The organism is Enterobacter sp. 342 (assembly GCF_036663495.1).
GTDB lineage: Bacteria > Pseudomonadota > Gammaproteobacteria > Enterobacterales > Enterobacteriaceae > Enterobacter.
The window spans coordinates 99,134-105,133 of sequence record NZ_JAWUEI010000011.1 but is presented as its reverse complement, the minus strand read 5'-3'; the positions used below and the strand labels follow the sequence as shown (position 1 = coordinate 105,133).

Here is a 6,000-nt window from a genome sequence, read left to right as displayed (position 1 = left end):
GATGGTGCATCCGGGAGGATTCGAACCTCCGACCGCTCGGTTCGTAGCCGAGTACTCTATCCAGCTGAGCTACGGATGCAAAATGGCGGTGAGGCGGGGATTCGAACCCCGGATGCAGCTTTTGACCGCATACTCCCTTAGCAGGGGAGCGCCTTCAGCCTCTCGGCCACCTCACCACACAACGCCTCTTTCGAGTGCTTTGAGTAACTCGTTAAGAGCTTCTCGTCGCTGCGTGGCGCATATATTACTTTCTGGGACTTATAAGTCAAACAATTTTCCAAAAGCTTTTATCGTTTGCACAAATCACACGCAATTCGCATGTAAAAGCCGCAAAGAGGGTGTTTTATAAGCGGATTTTGCAGGCATCTTCACAGAAAACCTATGCAGAAATGGCGGTGTCAGGACGAGTTAAGGGTAACAGAGTGGTTAAAAAGAGAGCGATTGAAATTAAACGGTAACTTTGGGCAGGAAAAATGACAGGAGGGTTGCGTCTCGCCCGACAGCGAGACGCGACAATATCAGTAACTGGACTGCTGGGATTTTTCAGCCTGGATACGCTGGTAGATCTCTTCACGGTGGACAGATACTTCTTTAGGAGCGTTAACACCAATACGTACCTGGTTACCCTTTACCCCTAAAACTGTCACGGTGACCTCATCCCCAATCATGAGGGTCTCACCAACTCGACGAGTCAGAATCAGCATTCTTTGCTCCTTGAAAGATTAAAAGAGTCGGGTCTCTTGTATCCCGGCATTATCCATCATATAACGCCAAAAAGTAAGCGATGACAAACACGTAAAGTGTAAGCAGTCACGGCATCACATTCTGTTAAACGTAAGTTTAGCCGATATACACAAACTCAACCTGACTTTATCGTTATCGATAGCACAGTGAACAAGACGCCATAACGTTACCGCTATGGCGTCTGCTTGTGCTTTGTAATTATTACAGTTTCGCGCTTACCCAGCTTTCAACGCTGGCCAAAGCTTGCGGAAGTGCCGCCGCATCCGTACCACCGGCTTGCGCCATGTCTGGACGACCACCACCCTTGCCGCCCACCTGCTGGGCAACCATACCAATCAGTTCCCCTGCTTTTACGCGGTCAGTCACATCCTTAGAGACCCCCGCAATCAGAGAAACCTTACCTTCTGCCACTGTCGCCAGCACGATAACGGTAGAACCAAGCTGGTTCTTGAGATCGTCGACCATAGTACGCAGCATCTTAGGCTCAACGCCCGCCAGATCGCTGACCAGCAGTTTGACGCCCTTAATATCTACAGCCTTGCTGGAGAGGTTTGCACTCTCCTGCGCTGCCGCGTGTTCTTTCAGTTGCTGCAGCTCTTTTTCCAGCTGACGCGTGCGATCCAGCGCAACGCGCACTTTCTCGCCCAGGTTCTGGCTATCGCCTTTCAGCAACTGCGCGATGTCATGCAGTTGATCGCTCTGCGCATGCAGGCTGGCAATCGCACCTTCACCGGTCACCGCTTCGATACGACGCACGCCTGCCGCCGTACCCGACTCGGAAACAATGCGGAACAGGCCGATGTCACCAGTGCGCGATGCGTGAGTACCACCGCACAGTTCAGTTGAGAAGTCACCCATGCTCAGTACGCGAACACGCTCGTCATATTTCTCACCAAACAGCGCCATCGCACCTTTTTTCTTCGCCGCATCGAGATCCATGATATGGGTTTCGATTGGCAGGTTACGACGGATTTGCGCGTTCACCAGATCTTCCACCGCGCGGATTTCAGACGGTTTCATTGCTTCAAAATGCGAGAAGTCGAAACGCAGCACTTTGTCGTTAACCAGAGAACCTTTCTGTGCAACGTGGGTACCGAGTACGTCGCGCAGGGCAGCGTGCATCAGGTGGGTTGCAGAGTGGTTCAGACGAATGCGCGCGCGGCGAGCTTCATCAACGTTAGCCTGCACGCCATCACCCACTTTCAGAGAACCGGAAACCAGTTTGCCCTGATGACCAATCGCCTGACCGTATTTCTGGGTGTCGCTTACGCTGAAGCTGAAGCCATTGCCTTTCAGTTCGCCTTTATCGCCAACCTGACCACCGGATTCCGCGTAGAACGGCGTTTTGTCCAGAATCACAACCGCATCCTGACCGGCGCTGATGCTGTCTACGGCTTTACCGTCAACAAACAGGGCAGTCACTTTGCCCGTCAGTTCCAGTGCGTCATAACCTTTGAATTCAGACGCGCTATCTACGCGGATCATCGCGTTGTAGTCTGCACCGAAACCGCTGGACTCACGCGCACGACGACGCTGCTCTTCCATCGCGGCTTCGAAGCCCGCTTCGTCAACTTTGATGTTGCGCTCGCGGCAAACGTCCGCCGTCAGGTCAACCGGGAAGCCATAGGTGTCGTACAGGCGGAAAGCGGTTTCGCCATCCAGCGTATCGCCCTTAAGTTTTGCCAGCTCTTCATCCAGCAGCGCCAGACCGCGCTCCAGTGTACGCGCAAATTGCTCTTCTTCGGTTTTCAGAACCTGTTCTACCTGCGCCTGCTGGCGTTTCAGCTCATCACCGGCAGCACCCATCACGCCAATCAGTGGCCCAACGAGTTTATAGAAGAAGGTGTCCTTCGCGCCCAGCATGTTGCCGTGACGGATAGCACGACGAATGATACGACGCAGCACGTAGCCACGGTTTTCATTCGACGGGATAACGCCGTCGGCAATCAGGAACGCACAGGAACGAATATGGTCCGCGATAACGCGCAGGGATTTGTTGTTCAGGTCGGTCGCGCCGGTCACTTCCGCAACGGCTTTGATCAGGGTACTGAACAGGTCAATCTCGTAGTTGGAGTTAACGTGCTGCAGAACCGCAGCAATACGCTCCAGACCCATACCGGTATCAACGGAAGGCTTCGGCAGCGGCTCCATGGTACCGTCAGCCTGACGGTTGAACTGCATGAAGACGATGTTCCAGATCTCAATGTAGCGATCGCCATCTTCTTCCGGGCTACCTGGAGGGCCACCCCAGATGTGGTCGCCATGATCGTAGAAGATCTCAGTGCACGGACCACAAGGACCGGTATCACCCATCTGCCAGAAGTTGTCGGACGCATAAGGTGCGCCTTTGTTATCGCCGATGCGAATAATACGTTCGCGCGGGATACCGACTTCTTTTTCCCAGATTTCGAAGGCTTCGTCATCGGTTTCATAGACGGTAACCCACAGACGCTCTTTCGGCAGGTTGAACCAGTTTTCACCGGTCAGCAGTTCCCACGCATATTGAATGGCATCGTGTTTGAAGTAGTCGCCGAAGCTGAAGTTGCCCAGCATTTCGAAGAAGGTGTGGTGACGCGCGGTGTAACCGACGTTTTCCAGGTCGTTGTGTTTACCGCCCGCACGCACGCAACGCTGTGACGTTGTGGCGCGGGAATAATTACGCTTGTCGAGACCAAGGAACACATCCTTGAACTGGTTCATCCCGGCGTTGGTAAACAGTAAAGTCGGGTCGTTATTTGGTACCAGGGAGCTGCTGGCAACAACCTGGTGTCCCTTACTATGGAAAAAATCGAGAAACGCCTGACGGATCTCAGCGGTGCTCTTGCTCATAATTATCCTGAAATCAAGCTAACGAAATGTCGTAGCAAGCCTGTACCTGTAAACAGTTGGACAGACCAGCTACTGGAAAAAGTGGGAATAAGATAAGTTTTCTTTAGTGGGAAGTAAAATCCCGCATGCGTTCAATCGGCAAAATTACGCCAGATATCCTGAATATCTTCCATCAGGAAGCCGCGGTAGAGCAAAAAGCGCTGGATTTTCACTTTTTCTGAAAAATCACGCGGCAGGGGTTCACCGTACTTACGAATGGCCTGCTCTCTTGCCCGTTCGCACCAGTCAACGTCACATTCGCGCATCGCTTTTTCAATGGACTCGCGGGCAACCCCTTTCTGGTTCAGCTCCTGGCGGATGCGTGCGGGGCCGTATCCTTTGCGGCTACGGCTGGCGAGAAACCGGGAAGCAAAGCGCTCGTCGTCAAGATAGTGATGCTCATAGCACCAGGCAATCACGCGGTCGTAATCTTCTGCTGAAGCATCAATCTCTTCCGGGCCATTTTTGCTCATTACGGGAGCCGACAGTTTTCGTCGCAACTCTTGCTCACTGTGGTCACGGACGGCAAGGATACGTACTGCCCGGTCCAGTAAGCGTGCGTACGCGGGTCGACGTGGAGTAGGTTCACTCATAAAAAACCTGCTGGTTCAGAAATGCAAAAAGGGCCGCATCAGCAGCCCTTCATTTTTATACGAAGAATTAAAAATCTTCGTTGGTTTCTTCAGCATCCGCGCTATCAACTGCGAAATCAGGTGTGGAGTCCTGGTTGTTTAGCAAAAGCTCACGCACTTTCTTCTCAATTTCTTTCGCCGCTGCCGGGTTCTCTTTCAGCCAGGAGATCGCATTTGCTTTACCCTGACCAATTTTGTCACCGTTGTAGCTATACCAGGCGCCCGCTTTTTCAATCAGCTTCTCTTTCACGCCCAGGTCAACCAGCTCACCGAAGAAGTTAATCCCTTCGCCGTAGAGGATCTGGAATTCAGCCTGTTTAAACGGCGCAGCAATTTTGTTCTTCACAACCTTCACGCGGGTTTCGCTTCCGACGACGTTCTCCCCCTCTTTTACCGCGCCAATACGACGGATATCAAGACGGACAGACGCATAGAATTTCAGCGCGTTACCACCAGTGGTGGTTTCCGGGTTACCGAACATTACGCCAATTTTCATACGGATCTGGTTGATGAAGATCAGCAGTGTGTTGGACTGTTTCAGGTTACCGGCCAGCTTACGCATTGCCTGGCTCATCATACGTGCCGCGAGGCCCATGTGAGAGTCACCGATTTCGCCTTCGATTTCAGCTTTTGGCGTCAGTGCGGCAACGGAGTCGACCACGATAACGTCAACAGCACCTGAACGCGCTAGCGCGTCACAAATTTCCAGCGCCTGTTCACCGGTGTCTGGCTGAGAACAAAGCAGGTTGTCGATATCAACGCCCAGTTTACGAGCATAAATAGGGTCCAGCGCGTGCTCGGCATCGATAAACGCACAGGTTTTACCTTCACGCTGTGCCGCAGCGATAACCTGCAGCGTCAGCGTCGTTTTACCTGAGGACTCTGGTCCGTAGATTTCTACGATACGGCCCATCGGCAGACCGCCAGCGCCCAGCGCGATATCCAGAGAAAGCGAACCAGTGGAGATGGTTTCCACGTCCATGGAACGGTCTTCACCCAGGCGCATGATGGAGCCTTTACCGAATTGCTTTTCGATCTGGCCCAGTGCTGCCGCCAACGCTTTCTGTTTGTTTTCGTCGATAGCCATTATTACTCCTGTCATGCCGGGAGAAGCGACTGTGCTTCACCGTGGATTTCTGTTCTGTTGGTGCAATTATACTGTATGGTCATACAGTATCAAGTGTTTTGTAGAAATTGTTGCCAGAGCGTTTTTAACGCGTATTCCGTTGCCTGACGGCGCACGCTTTCGCGATCGCCGCTAAAACACTCCCGGCGGGTGATCCCTTCACCTTTGGACGTGGCAAAACCAAACCAGACAGTGCCGACAGGCTTCACGTCGCTACCGCCGTCCGGGCCAGCGATGCCGCTGATTGAAATGGCATAATCCGCCCGCGCCTCTTTGAGCGCACCAATCGCCATCTCAATCACCACCGGTTCGCTGACCGCGCCATGCTGTTCCAGCGTAGATTCACGCACGCCAATCATTTGCGCTTTAGCCTCGTTACTGTAGGTCACAAAGCCACGTTCAAACCAGGCGGAACTGCCGGCGATATCGGTAATCACTTTCGCAACCCAGCCGCCAGTACAGGATTCTGCAGTGGTGATTGTCGCACCACGTTGCTTAAGCGCCAGCCCAACTATCTCGCTAAGCTGCATCAATTCATGGTCAGTCATTCTCGCTCCAGGCATCAGAAAAACGTGCAGCACAAGATAGCACTTTCTCGTCAGATATGGGGATGCGCTTCAGGTTTTACGA

At 52.8% G+C, this 6,000-nt stretch carries 5 protein-coding genes and 2 tRNA genes; all 7 read right to left on the bottom strand.

Translation table 11 applies throughout. The features are described from left to right. Positions 1-2 precede the first annotated feature (2 nt). The 7 genes from V6E55_RS11455 to pncC all read right to left on the bottom strand — a co-directional run bounded on the left by V6E55_RS11455 (position 3) and on the right by pncC (position 5,918). Positions 3-79 (bottom strand) — tRNA-Arg (locus V6E55_RS11455). A 4-nt stretch (positions 80-83) separates the two neighbouring features. Beyond that, positions 84-176: transfer RNA gene (locus tag V6E55_RS11450), tRNA-Ser, on the bottom strand. Between the two features lie 342 nt (positions 177-518). Further along, positions 519-704 (bottom strand): carbon storage regulator CsrA, encoded by a 186-nt coding sequence (gene csrA, locus V6E55_RS11445; RefSeq protein WP_000906486.1) that lies wholly within the window; start codon positions 702-704, stop codon positions 519-521. Positions 705-945: 241 nt separating this feature from the next. Further along, positions 946-3,573: an alanine--tRNA ligase gene (gene alaS / locus V6E55_RS11440; RefSeq protein WP_316942840.1), complete on the bottom strand. Its 2,628-nt coding sequence runs from the start codon at positions 3,571-3,573 to the stop codon at positions 946-948. 131 nt (positions 3,574-3,704) lie between these two features. Then, the gene (gene recX / locus V6E55_RS11435; protein WP_316942839.1) at positions 3,705-4,205 is read right to left on the bottom strand and encodes a recombination regulator RecX; all 501 of its coding nucleotides are present in this window, start codon (positions 4,203-4,205) and stop codon (positions 3,705-3,707) included. Between the two features lie 67 nt (positions 4,206-4,272). After that, a complete protein-coding gene (recA, locus tag V6E55_RS11430; protein ID WP_114978663.1) occupies positions 4,273-5,331 on the bottom strand; it encodes a recombinase RecA in 1,059 nt (352 codons plus the stop codon). An 89-nt stretch (positions 5,332-5,420) separates the two neighbouring features. Continuing rightward, positions 5,421-5,918 (bottom strand): nicotinamide-nucleotide amidase, encoded by a 498-nt coding sequence (gene pncC, locus V6E55_RS11425; RefSeq protein ID WP_049006085.1) that lies wholly within the window; start codon positions 5,916-5,918, stop codon positions 5,421-5,423. Between the last annotated feature and the right edge of the window lie 82 nt (positions 5,919-6,000).

Coding starts and splice junctions, on each gene's coding strand:
- csrA (WP_000906486.1), bottom strand. CDS start 704: ATGCTGATTCTGACTCGTCGAGTTGGTGAGACCCTCATGATTGGGGAT.
- alaS (WP_316942840.1), bottom strand. CDS start 3,573: ATGAGCAAGAGCACCGCTGAGATCCGTCAGGCGTTTCTCGATTTTTTC.
- recX (WP_316942839.1), bottom strand. CDS start 4,205: ATGAGTGAACCTACTCCACGTCGACCCGCGTACGCACGCTTACTGGAC.
- recA (WP_114978663.1), bottom strand. CDS start 5,331: ATGGCTATCGACGAAAACAAACAGAAAGCGTTGGCGGCAGCACTGGGC.
- pncC (WP_049006085.1), bottom strand. CDS start 5,918: ATGACTGACCATGAATTGATGCAGCTTAGCGAGATAGTTGGGCTGGCG.